The following is a 22,853-nucleotide window of genomic DNA, read 5'->3' as shown; positions in this document are numbered from 1 at the left end:
ATTAATAACAATAATCATATGGCAAATTTCAATGTAGAAGGGGCGCAAAACGTAGAGATCAGCAAGAAAATACCTTGCGAGAAACCTCTGATCGTACAACTGGAGATCATGGAGCGGTATACGGCAGTCCATAAAGCCTGTGCCGCCCTACCTAAAGAGATACGTGAAGTGGAATGCCTAAAAGTTTTATACCCCACGCTATTTCGCAAGATCACGAATCAAGACTTGATCGCCGGACGTACGGACTTCCTACCGATCGGGTTCGGATGCGTAACCTCATTAGGGGGTGTCGGGCATTATTGCGTATTCAAGAAACTCCGTGCCTTCCAGCTACAACTGGATGAAACTGAACGAAAACGGGTGGATGCGTTATATGATTATTGGTTGGATCACGATTTAAAGACCCAATTCAACAAGGAGGTCCTCACCGAGGATACATTGGGTATGTTCATCGACTGCGAGTACCCGATGATCGCTACCGCACGTCTATCTGGAATGATGCTGGATTACCCGAAACTATTGGATAAGGGCATCGGTGGCCTTCGCTCTGATTTACAGGAGAAACTCAAAGAGCAACCCGATAATAACTTTTACAAAGCAGGCATCCAATGTCTGGATATTTTTGTAGATTGTGCTTCTCATCTCCAGCAAGACGCTAGAGATCAAATGGCTTCAGCCGACGAGAAAAGGCAAAAAGAATTAGAGCGTATCTGCCAAGCCCTAGAGAACATCAAGGAGAAGAAACCCGGTACGTTCCATGAAGCGATGCAGTTATTCTGGTTATTCGCCTTGTTGGCCGGTGTTATAAACTACGGTCGTCTGGATGATTATCTAGGCCCTTATTTAGTAGCCGACCTTGAGTCCGGGCGATTGACCGACGAAGAGGCATACCGATATATCCACTCGCTTTGGACCATGATTGAGAATCGCCGTACCACCGTAAACGGACGTATCATCGTAGGCGGTAAAGGACGCAAACACCCGAAAGAGGCCGACGTATTCCTGCATATCGCCATGAAAGTAGCGAAAAATTGCAGATATGTAGAGCCGCAATTCACCTTGCGCTTCGATAAAGAGACCTCCGAGGAAATCTGGGACGAAGCGTTGGACGCTTTGGGTGCGGGAGCTACTTACCCGACCCTTTACAATGATGATGTAAACGTCCCGGCCGTCATGTACGGAATGCGTGTAGACGAGAAAACGGCGGAACAATACGTGCCTTTCGGTTGTACCGAGTTCGTGATACAAGGACAGAGTACGGGTACGCCCAACATCTGCATCAATTTACTAAAACTACTTACGATTTATATGAATGATGGTATTGACCCGATTGACGGTAAACGTAAATCCGGGCCGGTACCTCTAAAGAAATTAGAGGAGTATCAGACATTCGAGGAATTCTATGACGGTTACAAGGCTTTACTCGATTATTATCTGGATCTGTCTGTCAAAGCCCAATACCATTCGTATGAGGTGATGAACCAGCACGTAAGTTTCTTGTTTACCAGCCTATTGACCGATGATTGCATCGCACGGGGAAAAGCGCTTTTGGACGGAGGCGTACGTTATCTAGGCGGGACAAACGAGACGTATGGCAATATCAACACTTCCGATTCCCTGTGGGTAATCCGGGATCTGGTATTCAATCAAAAAAAATACACGTTACGGCAATTGAATGATGCCATGCTAGCTAATTTCAACGGCTATGAGGCTTTACGAAAAGATTGCCTGAACTGTGATAAATATGGTAACGACCTTGAGACTGCTGATACGATGGCCAACGATTTGTACGAGTTCGTAGCGAAAGGCGTACGCAATCGCGGTATCGCCATCGGTATGCAATACTTCTTGATCGTTATCAGCAATAATCAATTAAACACGGAATGGGGAAACCGGACCGCCGCCTCACCCGACGGACGATTATCGTGCATGTATATGAATCCTGCCAATAATCCGCAAGGGGGAGCGAATAAAAGCGGCCCCACGGCCATGCTGAATTCCTTGGCGAAGTTCGACGCCAAGTATCATGGAGGCTCGGTACAAAACATTAAGTTTTCTCCTTCCATGTTCAACGAGAACAGGGCTGTCATCAAGAGCCTGTTCAAGACTTATTTTGCGAAAGGGGGTTGCCACTTGATGGTGACTGTAGTAGATAAGGGAGTTTTAGAAGACGCGGTAGAGCACCCGGAAAATTACCCGGACCTAATCGTCCGGGTAAGCGGGTTCTCCGCGGTATTCGTCGATTTATCTCCCAATATTCAACAGGAACTTTTAAGCAGGGTATTGTATGATAAATAAATATAAGGTTAGCGAGAATAGGTTATCAATCATGGAGATCGAACGGTTCGCCGTTCACGACGGCCCGGGCATCCGGACCGTCGTTTTCCTTCAAGGGTGTCCTTTACATTGTCCATGGTGCTCCAATCCGGAATCCCAGAAAAGGAAACCGCATCTGCTCCATGTCAAGAATAAATGTATCGGATGCGGACGTTGCGAGGCGATTTGTCCACGGGGCAATATCGCCATCCAAGACCATTTTCCGGTGTTTAATCGTCAGGCCTGTGTAGCCTGCAAGGCTTGCGAGCGTATATGCCCGCAGAACGCCATTAAGTTTGTCGGTGAATCTATTACCTCATCCGAGATCATGGAAATCCTTTTACGTGACCGGGATTATTACCTGAATTCCGGTGGAGGGGTTACGTTTTCCGGTGGCGAAGCTTTCACGCAATTCGAGGGATTGATGGATTTGCTGATCCAATGCAAGAACGAGAAACTGCATACCTCCGTGGAGACTTGCGGGCAAGTGAATCTTGATAAGATAAAGCAAGCGCTTCCGCTTATCGATTTGTTCTTGTTCGATATCAAACATACGGACAAGGATTTACTTCAGAAAGAAACCGGAGCGAACTTGGATACGATCCTCACGAATTTACGGTATATATCCAGTAAGAGCGCTAATAAAGTAACGATCCGTGTACCGGTAATCCCCGGTTTCAATTTCAATGAGAATACGCTTCGGGAAATATTCATGCTGGCGAAAGAAAATCGTATCAAATGCGTACACCTGCTTCCCTACCATACATTGGGAAAAGATAAATACGAGCAATTAGGTCTCACCTATCCTTATCCCTGCGAGCAAATGCTAGCCAAAGAAGAGCTGTTCCCCTTTAAGGAGATGGGGGAAAAAATGGGTTTGGAAATACGAATCGGAGGATAAACTCCTCCCAATAAAATAGTATCTTCGCGCAAATCATCGTTTTATAAATCTTAGTAAGAGACATATGAAAACAGAAAAAGAAAAAGCGGCGGAAGGTCTATTATACAATGCGAATCATGATAGTGAGCTTCAAGATGAGATGAAAAGAGCGAAATGCGTCCTTTTCAAATACAACCAATTGCCCCCCGACCAAGAGGAAGAAAAAGATCGGATCCTAACCTCTTTTCTAGGCAAGAAAGGGAAGAACACCGTTATCCTATCCCCTTTCCAATGCGATTATGGCTATAATATCGAGATTGGGGATAATTTCTTCGCCAACGTGAATCTCGTTATCTTGGATGGAGCGAAAGTTCGTATCGGCAATAACGCGTTCATCGCCCCGAACGTAGGCATCTATACCGCCGGCCACCCTTTTGACGTAAAGCAACGTAATGAAGGTCTGGAATACGCTTTTCCCGTGACTATCGGCGATAACGTATGGATCGGTGCGCAAGCCTGTATCCTTCCGGGGGTGACCATTGGCGATAACACGGTAATCGCCGGAGGAAGCGTCGTAACCAAAGATATTCCGGCCAATGTCATAGCCGCCGGCAATCCCTGCCGTGTAATCCGGGAAATAACGGAAGCCGACCGGAATAAATACCGCCAGCCCTAAGCTCCCGTTTAGGGTATCCCTAAGCCCTCGTTTAGGGCAGCCCTAAATTCCCGTTTAGGTTCATCGTAAATATCTCACTTCGGCAACGAGTGCCGGTAATCCTTGGGCGATGTACCTACTATCTTCTTAAAGATACGGCTGAAATAGTAGGGATCGTCAAAGCCCAGTTTCAAGGCGACTTGATTGATCTTCATATTCGTATGTAATAATAGCTGGCAAGCCCGGTCTATTTTCATATGCAAGAAATAATTCATCGGAGCATAACCGGTTTCCTTGAAGAAAAGCCTGTACATATAAGATTCCGAATAGCCGAAATGAGAGGCCAATTCCTTTAATGTCAATTTATTCTCCAGATTCTCCGTCATGAAGTGGGTCGCCAAACTAATAAAGAACGTATTCTCCGCCTTGCTTTTGGAGAATTTAGCCTCCCTATACGTCTTCACATAGAGGAAAGAGGCGATCAAATGATTGAAACTTAAATTGACGTAATTAACCGTAGCCTCATCCGTCCCACTCTCCAACACATTCAATAGTTCATCGAAGAAGGCGATACGATCGCCGATACGGGAATTATCATCCATGTCGATCGGGATCACCCCTTGCAGTTGATCGCTGATATACTTCGCCTTTTTCCCTTTAAAATGTGCCCAATAAATATACCAAGGATCATGCTCGCTCGAACCATATTGATGGGGCTTCTCTGCCGGGAGGATGAAAAAATGATTCTCGGGTACGACATATCGTTTTCCATCCAACACGTACCAGCCCTCTCCTTTGGTGCAATAAATTAAAAGGTACTCTCCACAACCGGACGCACGATCAATATAATGGCTTTCCGCCTTCGGAAAATACCCCATAGAGTGTACGACCAAGTCCGCGACTAACGGGTTGTTCAACGCTTGTTCTATAACGTAGAAAGGATAGACAATCAACCGCTGACCGGAAAAACCATGCTTTATTTTCGCCATAAACCAGAACTTTTAGATGGTTACTGAATAACGCAAAGATAATCCATTTTTTTTAGCTAGATACTCTATTATCCAAATCCTTTATGTACAGTATTTTTGCCAATGAACAAATAAACCATATCAAATGGCGTTATCATAAGGAGATAATTAAACTAAATATTCTAATATATGAAAAAGATCGTATCTATTTTTCTAGTAACCATTTACGGGATGTGTATGGTTGCATGTGGAAGTCGTTCCTCATCCACGGAAGTAAAAGATAATGTATTGACTGAGGAGGAAAAAGCGGAAGGCTACACCTTGTTATTCAATGGCAAGGATTTTACCGGTTGGAAAATGTTCAACGGGGGTGATGTCAAGGGATGGCAGGTAGAAGACGGGGTGATCGTCGGCTACGGAAACGGTGGTGACGTGATAGCGGATACCACGATCAAGGTAAGTACCGATATCGTTACCGTTAAGAATTACCATAACTTCCAGATCAAATGGGATTGGAAAATCGGGGCGCAAGGAAACTCAGGATTCTTATATCACGTACAAGAAGGGCCTAAGTACAAAGCTCCTTTTGAAACCGGCCCGGAATACCAGTTGATCGATGACGATAACTATCCTTGGGTCAGCGAGACCGGAAAAGAGGGATTGGAAGACTGGCAGAAAACGGGTTGCAACTACGCTATGTATGTACCGGAAACCAAACAGGTGAACCCTCCGGGAGAATGGAACTCCTCTATGGTACTTTACAAGGATGGATATGTTGAGCACTGGCTGAACGGAGAAAAACTTTTCTCTTTCCAAGAAGGGTCCGAAGATTGGAAGATGCGTCGTTATAGCGGTAAATGGGAAGCTTTCCCCGATTACGGTATCTCTACCACCGGTAAACTTTGTTTTCAGGACCATGGAAGTAAAGTATATTTCAAGAATGTGAAGATTAAGGATTTAGACTAATTGTATTAAGAAATCAATGCCATGAATAGAAAAGAATTCTTTAAAGTATCGGCCGCGGCAAGTCTCGCGTCACTACTATCACCCCTTTTCGCCTATGCGGAGAAATTCGAATCGGAAGGTAAAAAGGTGAAAGTAGCCGTTATCGGTTGCGGAAGTGTATCTACCCAATATTTTCCCCATATATCGAAGTGCCCGTATGTAGAAATCGTAGCTTGTTGCGATATCAAACCGGATCGTGCTCAAAAGGCGGCCAAGCAATATAATATACCTAAATGGTACAAGCATATCGATGATATGCTTAGTGGTTCCAAGTTCGACTTGATGCTTACATTGACCGATATGCAGGTTCACGGAGAGTTGAACCGTAAGGCTTTGATGGCGGGAAGAAATGTCTGGAGCGAGAAACCTTTGGCGAATTCCTATAAGGAAGGCAAAGAATTATACGATCTCGCTACGAGCAAGGGACTTCGTATCTGGGGTGCGCCCGCTGTTGTAAACAGTCCTCAATTTGCCTTTATGGCCGAACAAATCAATAAAGGAACCCTAGGTAATCTGGCATGTGCGCACGGACATTACGGACATGAAGGCCCTTCTTGGTCCGCTTTCTTCTACGAACCGCTAGGTGGCAGTATGCCCGACTTAGGAGTCTATAACATCGCTACCCTAACCGGATTATTGGGACCGGCTAAATCCGTTGTTGCCATGACTACAATCGTAACCCCGGAGAGAACCGTAGACGATAAGGGCAAAATCAAAGTTCGAGAAGAAGATAATGCCATGATTATCATGGAACACGAAAAGGGAGTCCTTTCTCATATCGAGTGTGGTTTCAACTATTTCGATCCATACGGACATTTAGGTAAAGGACAGGAGAAAGCGACGATCTCCTTATACGGTTCACACGGCAATATGCATATGGTAGGTTACGACTGGGCACCGAACGGGGTGGACTTATCGACGATGGATCATCCGGTACCCCAGCGTTTCGTTCCGGACACCAATGGCTATGTTTGGCAAGAAGGTGCTTCCGATATCAGCAAACACATGGCATTAAACACGGAACCACGTATAAATGTCGAGCATGCGTTACACGTATTAGAGATTATCGAGGCCGCCCGAAAATCACAAGCTACAGGTCAACGCATCCAACTTGTATCGAAGTTTCCTTGGCCGATGGTAAAATAAATTAAGAAGTCTTAGTAGTGAAAAGAACGGGACATTTAATATATTTGTTCCTGTAAATACCAGAGAAACATGAGGAAGATAAGTGAAATTTTATGCTGCGTAGCCATACTTTGTTGTGCATTGAGCGCATGTAGCGACAAGCCGGCAACGGTAAAAGTCAGTAGTTTCAATATTTGGTTGAATACCCTAGGGGGAAAGCTTCCCCCTAGCCAGACAGCGAAAGTGATCGAGGCTAGCCAGACGGATATCGTAGGAATCCAAGAAGGGCATATCTATGAAGAAGACGGCATCAAGCACGATCATGTGCCGGAAATCGCGGAATCCCTAGGTTTCCACCTTTTCAACCAAGGGGAGGGACATTATATCTTATCTCGTTATCCGGTCGTCGACAGTACGGCTTCCCGCTACGGGGTGAAGATACAGGTAGGCAAAGACAAATTCTGCTGGATGTTTAATTGCCATCTATATTATATCCCGTATCAGCCTTATCAATTGAATGGGATTCCTTATGGCGATTATCCGTTTATCGATACCGAGGAGGAAGCTGTCTGGTTCGCCAACGAGGCCCGGCGTGAAGAAGTAACTCGTTATCAAAAGGATATACAGCAAGTCATGAAAGAAGGTTATCCTGTCTTTTTAACAGGAGATTTTAATGAGCCTTCTTTCTTGGACTGGACACAACGGGCCGCCGATGCCGGTATCCACAAGATCAAGGTGGAGTGGCCGGCAACCAAGGCTTTCTCTGAGATCGGGATGAACGACTCCTACCGGACAATCCATCCGGACGAGGTCTCCACACCCGGCTATACATGGACTCCCGTTCCTAGCGAACAAGAAATACTAGACCGTCTGGATTTCGTACTATATTCCGGATGTAAGGTAACAGACTCATTTATCACAGGCGAAAGCGAGGCCACCTCGGACGTGGTAGTCTCCCCTTACCCTTCGGATCATAGAATGGTAACCTCCTGTTTCAATTTCTAACAGTAACTACTAAAAAACAAATTATACAACATGGAATCAAGAAGAGATTTTCTGAAAAAAGCAGCCGTAGCGGCAGCTGGTCTAACAATCGTCCCCTCTAAAACGATCGCTGGATTAGGCCATAAGGCACCAAGTGATACAATGAATATTGTCGGTATCGGTATCGGTGGTAAAGGCCACCCGAACTTGGTCGGCATGAAAACCGAGAACATCATCGGGCTTTGCGATATCGACTGGAAATACGCGAAGAACTGCTTCGAGGAATTCCCGGACGCTAAACGTTATTGGGACTGGCGAAAGATGTTCGATGAGTTGGGCGACCAAATCGACGGTGTCATGGTAGCTACTCCGGACCATACTCATGCCACGATCGCAGCCACCGCCTTGACAATGGGGAAGCACGTATATTGCCAAAAGCCGCTTACCCACTCCGTTTACGAGAGCCGTTTATTGACAAAACTCGCCGCTAAATATAAGGTAGCGACCCAGATGGGTAACCAAGGGAACTCCGGCGATGGTGTACGTCAATTATGCGAATGGATCTGGAACGGAGAGATCGGTGAAGTAAAAGAAGTACACGCATGGACCAACCGTCCGATCTGGCCGCAAGGATTACAGCGCCCAACCGAAAAACAACGTTGTCCGAAGACGATGAATTGGGACTTATTTATCGGCCCGGCCGCCATGCGTCCGTTCCATGAGATCTATACCCCTTGGAACTGGCGTGGATGGTGGGATTTCGGAACCGGAGCTTTCGGAGATATGGCTTGCCACGTGCTCGACCCGGTTTATCAATCCTTGAAGTTAGGTTATCCGGATCGCGTACAAGGCCGTTCTACCCAGATCAATACGGAATCCGCTCCTCAATCGGAGGTGGTAGAATTCCGCTTCCCGGCTCGTGACAATCTTCCAAAGGTAGCCTTGCCGGAAGTGAAAGTATATTGGTACGATGGCGGTATGCTTCCTCAGCGTCCGGACTTATTACCGGATGGCGTAGATATGATGCGTGACGGTTTGGGTGGATGTATCTTCGTAGGTACTAAAGATACGTTGATCTGCGATTGCGGAGGTTTCAACTCCCGGTTATTATCCGGCCGTGTACCTCAAGTAACCCCTTATTTGCGCCGTATCCCGAACGCTACCGGATACTTCGACGGTTTCCATGAGCAAGACTGGATCCGTGCTTGTAAAGAATCTCCTGAGAACCGTGTGGAAGGAACTTCCAACTTCGCTTATTCCGGACCATTCAACGAGATGGTGTTATTAGGCGTATTGGCGATCCGTCTGCAAGGCTTGAACAAGAAATTGATGTGGGACGCCCAAAACATGCGTTTCACCAACATATCCTCTTCCGACGTATTGAAGATCGTAACCAGCGATGATTTCAAGGTGATAGACGGTCACCCCTATTTCGATACGAAATACGCGGAGTTCAATGCGCTAGAGGCTGCCAACGAATATATCAGACATACCTATCGTGAAGGCTGGAGCCTTCCGGAAATGCCGGTATAAGTATGAAACGATATATTATATTAGCACTATGTACGGTCATGCTCCTTGGGCAGGCCGTACAGCTGGCGGCGCAAAAAGCGGACTGGAAGGTGGGTATACAGACTTGGACTTTCCACAATCTTACGTTGATGGAGACCTTGGATAAGACTCAACAACTGGGCATGGGGTATGCGGAAGCTTTCTTTTTCCAAGAATTGGGTGCTCCGTTCCCAAAAGAGACCTATCTGAATTACGACTTGAGCGATGATGACTGCGCTTTATTACGCCATGAGTTCAAGAAAAGGGGAATCAAGCCGATCGCCTTTGGTGTAGCCTCTTATGGGACTAACGAGGAATGGGATAAGTTCTTCGCATTCGCTCATAAAATAGGCGCACATATCGTGACTGTCGAACCGGAGTTAAACCAGTTGGACTACATCGAATCCCTCGCCAAGAAGTACGATATGGAGGTAGCGATCCATAACCATCCGAGTCCATGCATTTACGCAAGTGCCGAGGTGGTAGAGAAAGCGCTGAAAGGCCGTTCTCCCTTGATGGGAGTATGCGCCGATATCGGCCATTGGAAACGGGTGGGTGAAGATCCGCTCAAGAATCTCCAGAAATTATCCGGACGCATCAAGGTGGCGCATTTGAAAGACCTCACCGACAAGATGGAAGACGCCACATGGGGAACCGGGATCTTACCGGTAAAAGCGTTCGTCAACGAGCTGAAGCGTCAGCATTTCAACGGGCTTATCTCCATTGAATACGATGATTTCAAATCCGATATCCAAGAGATACGCAACAGCTTGGAATTCCTACGGAAATACTCTAAATAGAAGTATACGCTTCCCTTAAAAACACCTATATCGGCGTAGGCCCACGCGTATATACGTATAGGCTTACGCCGATACTAATATGGGCCTACACGTATATACGTATAAGCCCACACCTATATATGCCTAAAAAGTCGTTATCAGAACAAGGGATTATCCACCTTTTCTCTCAGCAACGCCAGATCCACCACCTGTTGAATGTCACTCACATAATGGAACACCAAGCCTTTCAAATACTCCGGTTTAATCTCATTGATATCCTTCTCATTCTCCTTGCAAAGAATCAACTCCTTGATCCCGGCACGTTTAGCCGCCAAGATCTTCTCCTTGATACCACCTACGGGAAGCACTTTGCCACGCAACGTGATCTCGCCGGTCATAGCCAAGTTCTTTTTCACCTTACGCTGAGTAAAGGCGGAGACAAGAGAAGTCACCATCGTTATTCCGGCACTCGGTCCGTCTTTCGGGATCGCCCCCTCCGGTACGTGGACATGCACATTCCAGTTCTCGAACAACTCCTCGTTGATATTAAACTGAGCCGCATGCGCATGGATATACTCAAGTGCCAACATGGCAGACTCTTTCATCACATCTCCCAGATTCCCGGTCAAAGTAAGCTTTGACCCCTTACCTTTACTTAAGCTCGACTCCACGAAAAGAATCTCACCACCAACAGCCGTCCAAGCTAATCCCGTAACCACGCCGGCATAGTCATTCCCTTGATATTTATCGCGGGAATATTCGACCGCCCCTAGATATTCATACAAATCCTCCGGCTTAATGCTCGTCGGGATAGGCTCGTCGCTAGCGACCTTACGGGCTAGCTTACGCATGATTTTGGCGATTTTCTTATCCAATTCCCGGACACCGCTCTCGCGTGTATAGGCTTCAACGATCACTTGTAAGGTTTTCTTGAGGAATTTCACGGAACCTTTCTTCAAGCCATGTACATCCATCTGCTTAGGCACGAGATGCTTCGCTGCGATCTCTACCTTCTCCTCCATGATATAACCGCTCACCTCGATCAGTTCCATACGATCCAGCAATGGCTGGGAAATCGTATTCAAATTATTAGCGGTAGCGATAAACATCACCTTGCTTAAATCGTAATCGATATCCAGATAATTATCGTGAAACGCATTATTCTGCTCCGGGTCCAAGACCTCCAATAAAGCGGATGCCGGATCCCCCTTGAAATCATTCGTGATCTTATCGATCTCATCTAAGATAAAGACAGGGTTCGATGTTCCCGCCTTCTGTATATTCTGGATGATACGTCCGCACATAGCGCCGATATAGGTACGACGATGTCCGCGGATCTCGGCCTCATCGTGCAATCCACCTAAAGAAACACGTACATATTTACGGCGCAAAGCCTCTGCGATGGAACGCCCCAATGAAGTCTTGCCGACTCCCGGAGGACCGTACAAACAGATAATCGGAGATTTCATATCCCCTTTCAGCTTCAATACCGCCAGATGCTCGATAATACGCTCTTTCACCTTCTCCAAACCATAATGATCACGATCTAAGACCTTCTGGGCATGAGATAAGTTGAAATTGTCCTTACTATACTCGTTCCACGGCAAGTTAACGATATTCTGGACATATTGCGTCTGTACGGAATAATCCGGAGATTGCGGATGTAATCGTTCCAATTTTCGCAATTCCTTCTCAAAGACCTGCGCTACCTCGGCAGGCCATTTCTTACGACTGGCTTTCTCCCGTAATTCTTTTATCTCCAACTCATTGATATTCCCGCCCAATTCCTCTTGAATGGTCTTGATTTGCTGTTGAAGGAAATATTCTTTTTGTTGTTGATTGATATCCTCATGTGTCTTCATCTGGATGGAAGCTTTCAACTCCACCAGCTGATACTCGCGGTTCAAGATAAAAAGTAACCGATACGCACGCTCTTTTAAGTCCCCGATCAATAACAATTGCTGTTTCTCGGCCGATCCACTCGGTATATTGCTACAAGAGAAATTGACCACATACAAGACATTCTTATTATTCTTGATCGAGAAGATCAAATCCCGGGGAGGTTCAGCCACGGCCCCAAGCATCTTGATGGTCAAATCCTTGATCGTTGAGATCAAAGCCTCGAACTCGCGGTCTGTCTTGTCCGGCTTCGTGTCCTCCAACACGGTGATCTTACCGGAAAGATACGGATCTGTCTCGGTCAACTCATTCAATTCAAAGCGTTTCTTACCTTGAAGAATAACAGTAGTACTACCGTCCGGCATCTCTAAGACACGAACGATGTCAGCGATTACCCCGGTTGTATATAAATCCTCTAAGATAGGATCTTCCGTACCCATCTCTTTCTGGCAAACAACTCCGATCAAACTCTTTTTATGTACAGCCTCTTTAATCAGGCGCATCGATTTAGGACGCCCGATAATCACCGGCAAGGCAACACCCGGAAAGAGTACCATATTCCTTAACGGAAGAATGGGTATAGTGTCTCCAACTTTCTCTATTCCTTCTGTGAAATCCTCATCTACATCGCATTCTGTAAGAATTGGCATTACGATACCAATATTGTCATCCAAGTCATCAAACGAATTCTGGCAAAATACTCTCGTCTTTTCTTTCATATATACATTCATCATTGTATATGTTAATACAATAAACGTGCCAAAGTTACAGCTTTTCATTCAATTCTTACTAATTTCGCGGCATACAATCGATAGAGATATGGCAAATCCTTATTTTCAATTCAAGAAATTTACGGTATGGCACGATAAATGTGCCATGAAAGTCGGAACGGATGGCGTTTTGCTTGGGGCATGGGCTAGCACAGAGAGATGTCAGAGGATTTTGGATGTGGGAACCGGAACCGGACTGATCGCCCTCATGCTGGCGCAGCGTAGCACCGCGATCCTAGACGCTATCGATATAGATTTAGACGCATGTTTACAAGCTCGGGAAAACATCGCAAAATCGCCTTTCGCCAACCGGATACAAGTCTATCAAACCTCGCTCTCCGAATATATGCCGGATGAGAATATCAAATATGACTTGATCGTATCCAACCCACCCTATTTTATTGATTCATTGAAATGCCCGGATACTAAACGTAATCTAGCCCGGCATACGGATACTCTATCTCTCCCGGATTTATTGCGTGATAGCCGCAAACTGTTGGCACCCGAAGGAAATATCGCCTTGGTGCTTCCCTTCGAGCAACGGGAGTCTTTAATAGACATCGCTCGAGAAGAGTCTTTGTCTCCATCGAGAGAAGCCCACGTTTCTCCCATACCGGACGCCCCTCCTAAGCGTTTATTAATAGAACTCTCAGCGACGCCGGTAGCAAAGCCCAAGTCGTCTCATCTGACCCTAGAAATCGAGCGACATCGATATAGCGAAGAATTCACCGCTATAGCTAAAGACTTTTACTTGAAAATGTAAGGAAGCTTTTTATCGAAGAAGCGAGTTACCTCGTCAAATAAATTATGTACCTCCTTGGTGAAAGACACAACCTCCGGAGTCAGCACATGTAAGGCTTTTGGTTCCACCGTAATATCGATACGGCGATCTGCCATGATCGGTTCTCCATCCAAGTGCATCACGCCCGGATGTTGGCGAATAATCGTGACTTGCTGGGCTTTCATCGTCTTAATCTTACTATTCCGATCAATCTGTTTGGTAAACAATTGAATGGCCAAAGGAGCGATATCCAATGGCATAAAAGGGGATAAGATCGTAACGTCCATCCGTCCGTCCTGTATATTCGCGTGCGGAGCGATAAACGCATTATTACCATATTGCGAAGCATTCGCGCAAGCGACTAGAAACGCCTTCTCCTTGATCGTCTGATTATCCACCACCAATTCATAAGGCTCAGGCTTATAGCTCAGATACTCCTCTATCGTATTCTTTATATAAGTAAGAGAGCCGCGCCGTTTCTCATTCGCGAATTTCTGGCTGACGGCGGCATCAAAACCGACTCCACAGGTACAGAAAAAGACCTGTCCGTTCGCCCGGCAGCAATCTATCGTCGTAACATGCCCTTTCGCGATCAGATCGATAGCTCTTTTCACGTCCATCGGTATGTGCAATTCTCTAGCTAAGCCATTGCCCGAACCTTTCGGGATGATACCTAAGATCGCGTTCGAATGGATCATAGCTCTCGCTATCTCATTCACCGTCCCGTCACCGCCTACCGCCAAAATATATTCAGCTCCCTCCTCTATGGCTTGCCGAGTCAACTCGCTGGCATGGCCTGCATACTCTGTAAAAGAAATGTTTAACGAACAGTTCTTTTTCGAGCAGATCCCTTCGATCATCTTAGGTATCTTGCGCTTCGACCCTACACCTGATATAGGGTTTATGATAGCTTGTACTTTTATATCCCGTTCGCTCATCCTCACTTCTTCTTTTTTATTTGAGAGGACAAAAATAATGCTTTTATAAAACTTTTAAAGCATTTCGACTACTATAAGTTATTTTTTTACTACTTTTGCGGCTGGATTTGCCGAAACATAGGATTATGTACGCGGCGAACCTGTGTTCTTTATTAGAATAAATAAATAGCGAGATAAATCATTCTCTTTTATAATAATATGAAACTTTTACAAGAGAAACTAGCAAAGTACGACGCTCCTCAAAGAGCCATGGCAATGGGAATCTATCCTTACTTCAGGGAAATCCAGAGCGATCAGGACACGGAAGTTCTAATCAGCGGGAAGAAAGTCTTGATGTTTGGTTCTAATGCGTACTTAGGATTAACCAATCATCCTAAAGTAAAAGAAGCAGCGATCGAGGCCATTAAAAAGTATGGTACAGGTTGTGCCGGCTCACGTTTCTTAAACGGAACGTTGGACTTACACCTCCAGTTGGAAAAACGTTTAGCAGAATTTGTTGGTAAAGAAGACGCCATCGTATACTCTACAGGTTTCCAAGTTAATCTAGGTGTTGTATCCTGTATCACCGGACGTGAGGACTATATCCTTTGGGATGAGTTGGATCATGCATCCATTATCGAAGGACATCGTCTTTCTTTCTCCACGAAATTGAAATTCAAGCATAACGATATGGACTCCTTGGAGAAACAACTCCAGAAATGCGAGCCAGACAAGGTGAAACTTATCGTTATCGACGGTGTCTTCAGCATGGAAGGTGATGTCGCTAAATTACCGGAAATCGTAGCTCTCGCAAAGAAATATAACGCAAGTGTAATGGTTGACGAGGCTCATGGTATCGGTGTATTCGGTGATCATGGCCGCGGTACTTGTAATCACTTCGGCGTTACGAACGATGTTGATTTGATCATGGGAACTTTCAGTAAGTCTTTCGCTTCTATCGGTGGTTTTATCGCATCAGACGAACCGGTTATCAATTACTTACGTCACCACTCCCGTTCCTATATCTTTAGCGCAAGCAATACGCCTGCCGCTACTGCCGCAGCGAACGCGGCATTAGATATTATGTTAAGCGAACCGGAACGTATCCAACATTTATGGGATTTGACTCATTACGCATTGGATGGTTTCCGTAACATGGGTTGTGAGATCGGACATACTTCTACCCCGATCATCCCGTTGTTTATCCGTGACAACGACTTGACATTCCTTATCGTAAAAGAATTATTTGAGGCCGGAATCTTCGTAAACCCGGTAGTAGCTCCCGCAGTTGCTTCCGAGGATACACTGATCCGCTTCTCCCTTATGGCTACCCACACGAAAGAGCAACTAGATTACGCTTTGGAGACAATCCACAAGGTATTCAAGAGCCATGGGTTGGTAGACTAATCGTGTAAATATATAAGAAAAGGCCCGAAGGTTAGGTATAACACCTATCTTCGGGTCTTTTTTTATAACTGAAAAAATCATAACTATGATTTTGAATGGGAATAAATCACTATTTTTGCATATTTAGATAAATTGGGTGGTTATGTCGATGGCCCTCTTACAAATTAAAAATAAATGGATTTCATATTAGATAAAGGAAGTAGCCACATGGGCTGCAAAGGTTGCAGCAAAAGGCAAAACAATAAACTGAATACCTATGATTGGTTGTGCGATGTACCCGACGCGGAAGGCTCGACTGATTTCGTAGAGGTTCAATTTAAAAATACCCGCAAAGGGTATTACTTGAATAGTGCTAAAATACCTTTGGAAAAAGGTGATATAGTAGCCGTAGAGGCAAGTCCCGGTCATGATATCGGTACGGTTTCTTTAACGGGTAAATTGGTTCTGCTGCAAATGAAGAAGAACAATGTGCGCACGGAAGCCGAGCCTAAACGGATTTACCGAAAGGCAAAACCGACCGATATCGAGAAATATGAGGAAGCAAAAGCAAAGGAACATGCCACCATGATTCGCTCGCGGCAAATCGCGGCCGATTTAGGATTGAATATGAAAATCGGTGATGTAGAGTATCAAGGTGACGGTAATAAGGCGATCTTTTATTATATAGCGGATGAACGTGTAGATTTCCGTCAACTAATTAAAGTGCTAGCGGAGGCTTTTCGTGTTCGTATCGAGATGAAGCAGATCGGTGCTCGTCAAGAAGCCGGACGTATCGGTGGTATCGGCCCTTGCGGTAGAGAACTTTGCTGTTCCAGTTGGATGACAAGTTTTGTATCGGTCGCTACCGGAGCTGCCCGTTATCAAGATATTTCCATGAATCCCCAGAAATTGGCCGGACAATGCGCTAAATTGAAATGTTGTATCAATTATGAGGTAGATACATATGTGGAAGCCCAGAAACGCCTTCCTTCCCGGGAAATTGTCTTGGAGACCAAAGATAATAATTACTATCATTTCAAGACGGATATTTTCAAACGGGAAATTACCTATTCTACGGATAAATCATTTGCGGCTAATCTTATCACGATTCCGGCAAGCCGTGCTTTCGATGTCATTAACATGAATAAGAAAGGCATGAAGCCGATATCTCTAGAGGCGGATACGAAGCCACAACCACCGAAACGAGACGCTCAAGATATTCTTGGGCAAGAAAGCGTCACACGTTTCGACTCTGTTAAAAAGAAAAAGAAAAAACGTCCTGCCAACAAGAATAATGGCGAGAACAATGGAAACGGGAACGGAGCTAACACCACCGCGACGGCAGTTACCAACACCGACGCACCTGTTTCTGAGAATAAGAACAACGGAGGAAACGGAGCCGGTGGCAATAATCGCCGCAACGGAGGAAATAATAGGAATAGCAATCGTGAGAATAACCGGGACAGAGAGAATAACCGGGAGAATAACAAAGATAATAGCCGGGAAAACAGTCGGGAGAATCGGGAGAACAACCGTGATAATAACAGGGAGAGCAACCGAAACAATCGCCCGAAACAAAGGCCGAGAGCTAATAACGATAAGCAATCCAACAATGACAAGCCTGCGAATAATGACAAACCTCAGCAACCGATCAAACAGGCCAGACCTGATAAAACGGAGAATAGGCCAGAGACAAAGCCTGAGGCTTAAAAAGTTCATTGCCGCCTGTGTAACATGCTTCTTATGCTTCTCTTGCGAGAATGAAGCTGTATACGATCAGTATCAAGCTATCCAGAACACCTCGTGGGAGAAGAATAAGGAGTACTATTTCACTTTCTTGATTGAGGATATATCGGTTCCGTACGACCTAACCTTGGAAGTACGGAACAATAATATGTATCCGTATCAGAACCTATGGGTATTTTGCAGCGAGGAACTTCCGATAGGTCCTTTAAAAAGGGATACGATCGAATGTATGTTAGCTGATGAGTTTGGGAAATGGTATGGGGACGGGATCTCCCTGTTTCAATCCAGTTTCCCGATACGGTCTGCTTACTATTTCCCCGTTAAAGGGCAATATACCTTTAGCTTCCGGCAGGGGATGCGTAACGACCAACTTCCGGGCATTCAGGAAATCGGCTTACGGGTCTTACCTTCTTCCACTAACGCTCCTTCCGAGAAGCGTCCAAACGAAGAAAAATAAACAATAAGATCGTAAATCCCCAAAGCGAGGAACCTCCATAGCTAAAGAAAGGCAAGGGAATGCCGATAACCGGAGTCAATCCCGTCACCATGCCGACATTAATCGCCAGATGGAAAAAGAATATGGAGGCTACGCTATAGCCATAGACTCGCCCGAAAGCATTATCTTGCCGCTCCGCCAATACAATCAGACGAAGAATAAAAAGTCCGAATACGATCAATACGGCAGAGGCTCCCAAAAAGCCTTGCTCCTCGCCTACCGTACAAAAGATAAAATCCGTATCCTGTTCCGGCACATACTTCAATTTGGTCTGCGTCCCATTCAAGAATCCTTTTCCGGATAATCCTCCGGAACCGATAGCGATCTTGGACTGATTCACATTATACCCCGCCCCGCTTGGATCATCCTCCAAGCCTAAAGAGACTTTAATACGAATTTGTTGGTGAGGTTCCAATATGTCATTAAACACATAATCCACAGAAAATAGGAAACAGATAGAACCTAAAGCGAACAGAGCGATTAACGCATAATGCCATACCCAGTTTCGAATGGATAAATAGAATAAATAGATTGACGCGGCTCCTACCAAGCCTATCGATATCCAAGCGAAGTTTACCGGGACAAACAAAGAAACGACATACCCGATCAAGAATGTCGAAGCAATTCCCCCAAGCATGATCTTAACGCTTATATAATCCTTACGGACACTCCCAACTAATCCCATGGTTATTAATAAGACAAGGCAAGAGACGATTAATTCACCCAATGGGGTAATACCCACCATCACCTCTGAATATTTCATTCCCGTAACGAAAAAGACGACCGCACAAACTCCTATCAACAAAATATATCCAGTCATTCCTTCCCGGTATAACATCAGGAAGAATGCCAAGTAAACCAATGCCGACCCCGTCTCTTTCTGTAAAAGAATACAAACCATCGGCAAGAAGATCAAGAACAAAGTGATTGAGAAATTCTTGACCGTCGTTAGCTTAAAGCCATAGCCATTCATAAACTTCGCCACGGCCAAAGCGGTAGCGAACTTAGCCAACTCCGCTGGTTGCAAACGGATAGGTCCCAATACGAGCCAAGAATGCGATCCCTTGATATTAGGTGCTAAAAATATAGTGGCGATCAACAATACGATCACGCACGCATAGATCAGATAGGCGAATATATCGAAGAAGTCACTTTCCAGCATCAATATGACGAAAATAAGGGCGAGTGAGGTACCGATCCAAATCATCTGCATCCCCGGACGACCCGACGGGTCGAACAAGCCAACGTTATCAAACTCGTAGCTCGCCCCACAAATACTAAACCAACCGGCGATTACCATAATCAAATACAACAAAATGGTAATCCAGTCTACCGACTTCCATATTTCCGTTTTCCTATAGCGCATTGTTCGGTAGTATTACGGCATTCATAATATATTCCTCCGTCGCCTTGTTAGCCTCGGATATTTCTCCTTTCAAATATTTCTCCAACATCAATTTACCGATAGGCACCGCATAGGTAGCACCGAATCCGGCGTTTTCCACAAACACGGCAATGGCGACCTTCGGCTTTTGATAAGGAGCGAATCCCATAAAAATAGAATGGTCCTTACCATGCGGGTTCTCCGACGTTCCCGTCTTTCCACAAACCTCGATATCCGGTAAAGCCGCCCCACGACAGGTTCCACCATAAGCGGTTCCCGTAACAGCCCCTCGCATACCCTCGGCAATATAACTATAATAATGCGTATCCACCGATGTATAATGCCTCTTACTATATAATGTATCCAGCGGAGTGTCTTGAATCTCTTTCACGACATGCGGAGTAATATAATATCCCCGATTAGCGACAGTAGCCGCCAAATTACAGATTTGCAAAGGCGTAGCCAATATCTCACCCTGACCGATAGCGATCGAGATAACCGTACTGGAATTCCAACGTCCCCGGTACACCTTATCGTAGAACTTACTATTCGGAATGAACCCTCGCTTCTCCCCCGGAAGATCGATTCCCAGCTTATAGCCATACCCCATAGAAACCATATAATTCTTCCAAACCTCAAAAGCCTCCTGTACCGACGGATATCGCTTCCGGCTGTCGATCATATCATGCAGTCCCCAAGGGAAAAAAGAGTTACAAGAGGTCGCCAACGCCCCGACCAGATTCAGAGGAGACGGATGCCCGTGACAAGCCGGCTTACCTCCCCGGAAGGTATATCCATGCGCACAGGTATATTGAGTTTCCGGAGTAATCACCCCTTCTTGCAAGAAGATCAAACCTTGAGTCGGTTTAAATGTAGATCCGGGAGGATATTGCGCCATGAGCGGGCGGTTGAATAAAGGTTTCAACGGGTCCTTCTGCAAAGCCACGTAGTTCTTTCCCCGCTGGCGCCCGATCAAGATACTCGGATCATATGTAGGAGCGGAAACCATACAAAGCACCTCCCCTGTCTCCGGCTCTATCATCACGATACCCCCTAATTTATTCTGCATTAACTTCTCCCCATAAGCCTGCAAGTCCATATCCAAGGATAATTTCAAGTTTTTGCCGGATTCCGGCTGGATATCGTGCAGGCCTTCCTCGTATCGCCCCTTGATACGTCCGTGAGCGTCACGCAACAGGATCTCGACACCCTTCACGCCCCGCAAATATTCCTCGTACGATTGTTCGATCCCGGTCCTGCCGGAGTAATCGCCTTGTGTATAATAAGAGTCACTCTCTATATCTTTCCGGTTTACCTCGCCGATATTTCCCAGCACAAGAGCGGCATTGGGATACTCGTATTGGCGGATCGTGCGATTCTGTATATAGAAGCCGGGAAATTTGTATAACTTCTCCTGCAACACGCCATATTCCTGCGCGGAAAGCTGGTTCATAAATACTTGAGGGACATAGGAAGAATAACCGGGATTTAACCGCCGGTTCTTAATATCCGCTATACGTTTGAGGAATTGCTCTTTCGTGATGCCCAGCACATCGCAGAAATCGAGGGTATCGAAAGGCTGTATCTCACGCATGATAAGCATCACGTCGTAAGCGGGCTGGTTATAGACCAATAATTTACCATTACGGTCGTACATCATGCCTCGGGAAGGATATAAGGTCTTTTTCAAGAAAGCGTTACTATCCGCCCAAGCTTTATAATCGTTGTCGACCACCTGAAGGATGAACAAACGGATAATAAAGATGATAACCAACAGGATCACCGCCCCACCTAAGACATAGCGCCTGTTCTCAAACTCATACTTGGTATTATTCTCCACTTTTCTGAGACTCTATATTGAATGCTTCTACCGTACAAATCAATAAGGTTGTCATCACCACGCTCGAGAGGATACGGACAACCAGAAACAACGGGTCAAATAAAGTCAACGACTCAATCGCGAAAAGAGTCGTATGTTGTATCAACACAAACGATAACACATATCGGAAAAAGCCTCCGAAACCAAAGGTCTTATAAGACGGGTAAATACCTTCCGGCAAATCTTTCCCCATGAATACACGGATTAACGGCTCCCTGCAAAATCCCGCCAATGTACAGGCGGCCGCATGCATACCCGGTGTGTTGCTGAATGTATCGATAACCACCCCGGCTATGAAAGAGAAGAAAACGACTTGCGTCCGTGAGCTACCGACCGGCATCTTAATAATGAAATAGAGATACAGAAACGGGGTAGCGATCCGCAAGAAATGAATGTTGTTCAAGATCAAGACCTGAATCAACACAAACACCACGAAATATATGAAACCACGCAGTAAATTATTAATCATTTCTTTTCGCCTCTTGTTCTACACCAATTTGCTCCGTCTGACGGAAATTCTTGATAATACGCACGTTGTTCAACGCTTGGAAATCCGTAGCCAACTCTACCTGTAATGAATAGAAATTATCATCGTGTTGTTTCTCGAAATCAGCGACCGTACCTACGATAATACCCGAGGGGAATACGGCTGAGTAACCGCTCGTCACGATCGTATCGCCTTTCTGGAACTCCACATGGCGCGGCAACTCATCGAGGTTGGCGTACAGCGTATTGCGTCCATTCCAGCTTAATGACCCGAAATAACTACTACCTAATACCTTACAACTCAACCGGAACTTAGGATTCAGCAACGGAATGATCACGGAGAAATGATCGGAAACCGTCGATACGATACCCACCACACCTCGTTCCGAGACAACTCCCATATCGGGCATGATCCCGTCCAGCTTCCCTTTATCCACGGTAATATAATTAGACAAATGCGTGACACTGTTGTTCACTACATCCGCCACGACAAACGAATAAGGAAATTGCTCCGTCGAATCCGGCGCAAATCCCTTAAAACTAACCGTATCCGCAATCAGCGCATCTAACTGATCTTGCAGATCCAGCATTTGCAATTCCAACTGTCCGTTACGCTCCAATAACTCCTTATTGATATCCCGAAGATTCAAATAAGAAGTGACAGATCCGGATATCGAGGCGATATATCCTGTCACGACATTCGCTGAGCTGAATATAATATTCCGTTGGTACGCGTTATTACGATAGACCAACATCAACGAAACAGCCTCAAGCAGAATGAACAAAAACCAATGCCTCTTCCCGATCAGGAATTCTAGTAACTTACGCATAGGAATTGAAAACTGA

The 22,853-nt window shown here is 45.6% G+C and carries 19 protein-coding genes; 12 read left to right on the top strand and 7 right to left on the bottom strand.

Annotated elements, in window-relative coordinates; translation table 11 throughout:
* The first annotated feature begins 18 nt into the window (after window positions 1-18).
* The 3 genes from HMPREF0999_RS09845 to HMPREF0999_RS09835 all read left to right on the top strand — a co-directional run bounded on the left by HMPREF0999_RS09845 (window position 19) and on the right by HMPREF0999_RS09835 (window position 3,872).
* The gene (locus HMPREF0999_RS09845) at window positions 19-2,298 is read left to right on the top strand and encodes a pyruvate formate lyase family protein (RefSeq protein ID WP_009018229.1); all 2,280 of its coding nucleotides are present in this window, start codon (window positions 19-21) and stop codon (window positions 2,296-2,298) included.
* Complete coding sequence (locus HMPREF0999_RS09840; protein WP_009018228.1) at window positions 2,288-3,217, top strand: glycyl-radical enzyme activating protein; 930 nt, start codon at window positions 2,288-2,290, stop codon at window positions 3,215-3,217. The genes HMPREF0999_RS09845 and HMPREF0999_RS09840 overlap by 11 nt, the downstream gene beginning before the upstream one ends.
* A gap of 64 nt (window positions 3,218-3,281) precedes the next feature.
* Complete coding sequence (locus HMPREF0999_RS09835; RefSeq protein ID WP_005854862.1) at window positions 3,282-3,872, top strand: sugar O-acetyltransferase; 591 nt, start codon at window positions 3,282-3,284, stop codon at window positions 3,870-3,872.
* Window positions 3,873-3,946: 74 nt separating this feature from the next.
* Here the strand turns inward: HMPREF0999_RS09835 and HMPREF0999_RS09830 are convergent, their stop codons facing one another.
* Window positions 3,947-4,840, bottom strand: coding sequence for an AraC family transcriptional regulator (locus HMPREF0999_RS09830; RefSeq protein WP_005854860.1), 894 nt, complete (start codon window positions 4,838-4,840; stop codon window positions 3,947-3,949).
* A gap of 168 nt (window positions 4,841-5,008) precedes the next feature.
* Here HMPREF0999_RS09830 and HMPREF0999_RS09825 point away from each other — a divergent pair, with 168 nt between their 5' ends.
* The 5 genes from HMPREF0999_RS09825 to HMPREF0999_RS09805 all read left to right on the top strand — a co-directional run bounded on the left by HMPREF0999_RS09825 (window position 5,009) and on the right by HMPREF0999_RS09805 (window position 10,284).
* The gene (locus HMPREF0999_RS09825; protein ID WP_005854859.1) at window positions 5,009-5,785 is read left to right on the top strand and encodes a DUF1080 domain-containing protein; all 777 of its coding nucleotides are present in this window, start codon (window positions 5,009-5,011) and stop codon (window positions 5,783-5,785) included.
* A gap of 21 nt (window positions 5,786-5,806) precedes the next feature.
* A complete protein-coding gene (locus HMPREF0999_RS09820; protein ID WP_009275826.1) occupies window positions 5,807-6,970 on the top strand; it encodes a Gfo/Idh/MocA family protein in 1,164 nt (387 codons plus the stop codon).
* Window positions 6,971-7,039: 69 nt separating this feature from the next.
* Window positions 7,040-7,954 carry an endonuclease/exonuclease/phosphatase family protein gene (locus tag HMPREF0999_RS09815; RefSeq protein WP_008773368.1) on the top strand — a complete coding sequence of 305 codons (915 nt, stop codon included), beginning with the start codon at window positions 7,040-7,042 and terminating at the stop codon, window positions 7,952-7,954.
* A 30-nt stretch (window positions 7,955-7,984) separates the two neighbouring features.
* Window positions 7,985-9,466: a Gfo/Idh/MocA family oxidoreductase gene (locus tag HMPREF0999_RS09810; RefSeq protein ID WP_005864916.1), complete on the top strand. Its 1,482-nt coding sequence runs from the start codon at window positions 7,985-7,987 to the stop codon at window positions 9,464-9,466.
* A 2-nt stretch (window positions 9,467-9,468) separates the two neighbouring features.
* Entirely contained in the window at window positions 9,469-10,284 is an 816-nt protein-coding gene (locus HMPREF0999_RS09805) for a sugar phosphate isomerase/epimerase family protein (RefSeq protein ID WP_010183691.1), read from the top strand.
* A 137-nt stretch (window positions 10,285-10,421) separates the two neighbouring features.
* On the opposite strand, the gene lon is transcribed toward HMPREF0999_RS09805, so the two are convergent.
* Window positions 10,422-12,893, bottom strand: coding sequence for an endopeptidase La (lon, locus tag HMPREF0999_RS09800; protein WP_009275824.1), 2,472 nt, complete (start codon window positions 12,891-12,893; stop codon window positions 10,422-10,424).
* An 88-nt stretch (window positions 12,894-12,981) separates the two neighbouring features.
* On the opposite strand from lon, the gene HMPREF0999_RS09795 reads away from it, so the two are divergent.
* Window positions 12,982-13,695: a tRNA1(Val) (adenine(37)-N6)-methyltransferase gene (locus HMPREF0999_RS09795; protein WP_010183696.1), complete on the top strand. Its 714-nt coding sequence runs from the start codon at window positions 12,982-12,984 to the stop codon at window positions 13,693-13,695.
* On the opposite strand, the gene HMPREF0999_RS09790 is transcribed toward HMPREF0999_RS09795, so the two are convergent.
* Window positions 13,680-14,651 carry a diacylglycerol/lipid kinase family protein gene (locus HMPREF0999_RS09790; RefSeq protein WP_005854843.1) on the bottom strand — a complete coding sequence of 324 codons (972 nt, stop codon included), beginning with the start codon at window positions 14,649-14,651 and terminating at the stop codon, window positions 13,680-13,682. The genes HMPREF0999_RS09795 and HMPREF0999_RS09790 overlap by 16 nt on opposite strands.
* Window positions 14,652-14,849: 198 nt before the next feature.
* Here HMPREF0999_RS09790 and spt point away from each other — a divergent pair, with 198 nt between their 5' ends.
* The 3 genes from spt to HMPREF0999_RS09775 all read left to right on the top strand — a co-directional run bounded on the left by spt (window position 14,850) and on the right by HMPREF0999_RS09775 (window position 18,219).
* Window positions 14,850-16,037 (top strand): serine palmitoyltransferase, encoded by a 1,188-nt coding sequence (gene spt / locus HMPREF0999_RS09785; protein WP_005854840.1) that lies wholly within the window; start codon window positions 14,850-14,852, stop codon window positions 16,035-16,037.
* 174 nt (window positions 16,038-16,211) lie between these two features.
* Entirely contained in the window at window positions 16,212-17,726 is a 1,515-nt protein-coding gene (locus HMPREF0999_RS09780) for a stage 0 sporulation family protein (RefSeq protein WP_010183701.1), read from the top strand.
* Entirely contained in the window at window positions 17,647-18,219 is a 573-nt protein-coding gene (locus HMPREF0999_RS09775) for a gliding motility lipoprotein GldH (RefSeq protein ID WP_029257204.1), read from the top strand. Before HMPREF0999_RS09780 ends, HMPREF0999_RS09775 begins: the two co-directional genes overlap by 80 nt.
* On the opposite strand, the gene rodA is transcribed toward HMPREF0999_RS09775, so the two are convergent.
* From rodA to mreC, 4 genes are read right to left on the bottom strand one after another with little or no spacing between them, the layout of a single operon-like run.
* Entirely contained in the window at window positions 18,179-19,624 is a 1,446-nt protein-coding gene (rodA, locus tag HMPREF0999_RS09770) for a rod shape-determining protein RodA (RefSeq protein WP_005854836.1), read from the bottom strand. The genes HMPREF0999_RS09775 and rodA overlap by 41 nt on opposite strands.
* Window positions 19,614-21,482: a penicillin-binding protein 2 gene (gene mrdA / locus HMPREF0999_RS09765; RefSeq protein ID WP_009275823.1), complete on the bottom strand. Its 1,869-nt coding sequence runs from the start codon at window positions 21,480-21,482 to the stop codon at window positions 19,614-19,616. Before mrdA ends, rodA begins: the two co-directional genes overlap by 11 nt.
* Entirely contained in the window at window positions 21,472-21,990 is a 519-nt protein-coding gene (gene mreD / locus HMPREF0999_RS09760; protein ID WP_009275822.1) for a rod shape-determining protein MreD, read from the bottom strand. The genes mrdA and mreD overlap by 11 nt, the downstream gene beginning before the upstream one ends.
* Window positions 21,983-22,837, bottom strand: coding sequence for a rod shape-determining protein MreC (gene mreC, locus HMPREF0999_RS09755; protein ID WP_005864901.1), 855 nt, complete (start codon window positions 22,835-22,837; stop codon window positions 21,983-21,985). Before mreC ends, mreD begins: the two co-directional genes overlap by 8 nt.
* Window positions 22,838-22,853: the final 16 nt, after the last annotated feature.

Source organism: Parabacteroides sp. D25, assembly GCF_000307475.1.
Lineage (GTDB): Bacteria > Bacteroidota > Bacteroidia > Bacteroidales > Tannerellaceae > Parabacteroides > Parabacteroides distasonis.
Note: the sequence above shows the minus strand (reverse complement) of the source record. Positions and strands in the feature narration are given on the sequence as shown.

What these genes read in the sequence shown, in the direction of transcription:
- HMPREF0999_RS09845 (WP_009018229.1), top strand. Translation starts at nt 19, where the DNA reads ATGGCAAATTTCAATGTAGAAGGGGCGCAAAACGTAGAGATCAGCAAG.
- HMPREF0999_RS09840 (WP_009018228.1), top strand. Translation starts at nt 2,288, where the DNA reads ATGATAAATAAATATAAGGTTAGCGAGAATAGGTTATCAATCATGGAG.
- HMPREF0999_RS09835 (WP_005854862.1), top strand. Translation starts at nt 3,282, where the DNA reads ATGAAAACAGAAAAAGAAAAAGCGGCGGAAGGTCTATTATACAATGCG.
- HMPREF0999_RS09830 (WP_005854860.1), bottom strand. Translation starts at nt 4,840, where the DNA reads ATGGCGAAAATAAAGCATGGTTTTTCCGGTCAGCGGTTGATTGTCTAT.
- HMPREF0999_RS09825 (WP_005854859.1), top strand. Translation starts at nt 5,009, where the DNA reads ATGAAAAAGATCGTATCTATTTTTCTAGTAACCATTTACGGGATGTGT.
- HMPREF0999_RS09820 (WP_009275826.1), top strand. Translation starts at nt 5,807, where the DNA reads ATGAATAGAAAAGAATTCTTTAAAGTATCGGCCGCGGCAAGTCTCGCG.
- HMPREF0999_RS09815 (WP_008773368.1), top strand. Translation starts at nt 7,040, where the DNA reads ATGAGGAAGATAAGTGAAATTTTATGCTGCGTAGCCATACTTTGTTGT.
- HMPREF0999_RS09810 (WP_005864916.1), top strand. Translation starts at nt 7,985, where the DNA reads ATGGAATCAAGAAGAGATTTTCTGAAAAAAGCAGCCGTAGCGGCAGCT.
- HMPREF0999_RS09805 (WP_010183691.1), top strand. Translation starts at nt 9,469, where the DNA reads ATGAAACGATATATTATATTAGCACTATGTACGGTCATGCTCCTTGGG.
- lon (WP_009275824.1), bottom strand. Translation starts at nt 12,893, where the DNA reads ATGAATGTATATATGAAAGAAAAGACGAGAGTATTTTGCCAGAATTCG.
- HMPREF0999_RS09795 (WP_010183696.1), top strand. Translation starts at nt 12,982, where the DNA reads ATGGCAAATCCTTATTTTCAATTCAAGAAATTTACGGTATGGCACGAT.
- HMPREF0999_RS09790 (WP_005854843.1), bottom strand. Translation starts at nt 14,651, where the DNA reads ATGAGCGAACGGGATATAAAAGTACAAGCTATCATAAACCCTATATCA.
- spt (WP_005854840.1), top strand. Translation starts at nt 14,850, where the DNA reads ATGAAACTTTTACAAGAGAAACTAGCAAAGTACGACGCTCCTCAAAGA.
- HMPREF0999_RS09780 (WP_010183701.1), top strand. Translation starts at nt 16,212, where the DNA reads ATGGATTTCATATTAGATAAAGGAAGTAGCCACATGGGCTGCAAAGGT.
- HMPREF0999_RS09775 (WP_029257204.1), top strand. Translation starts at nt 17,647, where the DNA reads ATGACAAACCTCAGCAACCGATCAAACAGGCCAGACCTGATAAAACGG.
- rodA (WP_005854836.1), bottom strand. Translation starts at nt 19,624, where the DNA reads ATGCGCTATAGGAAAACGGAAATATGGAAGTCGGTAGACTGGATTACC.
- mreD (WP_009275822.1), bottom strand. Translation starts at nt 21,990, where the DNA reads ATGATTAATAATTTACTGCGTGGTTTCATATATTTCGTGGTGTTTGTG.
- mreC (WP_005864901.1), bottom strand. Translation starts at nt 22,837, where the DNA reads ATGCGTAAGTTACTAGAATTCCTGATCGGGAAGAGGCATTGGTTTTTG.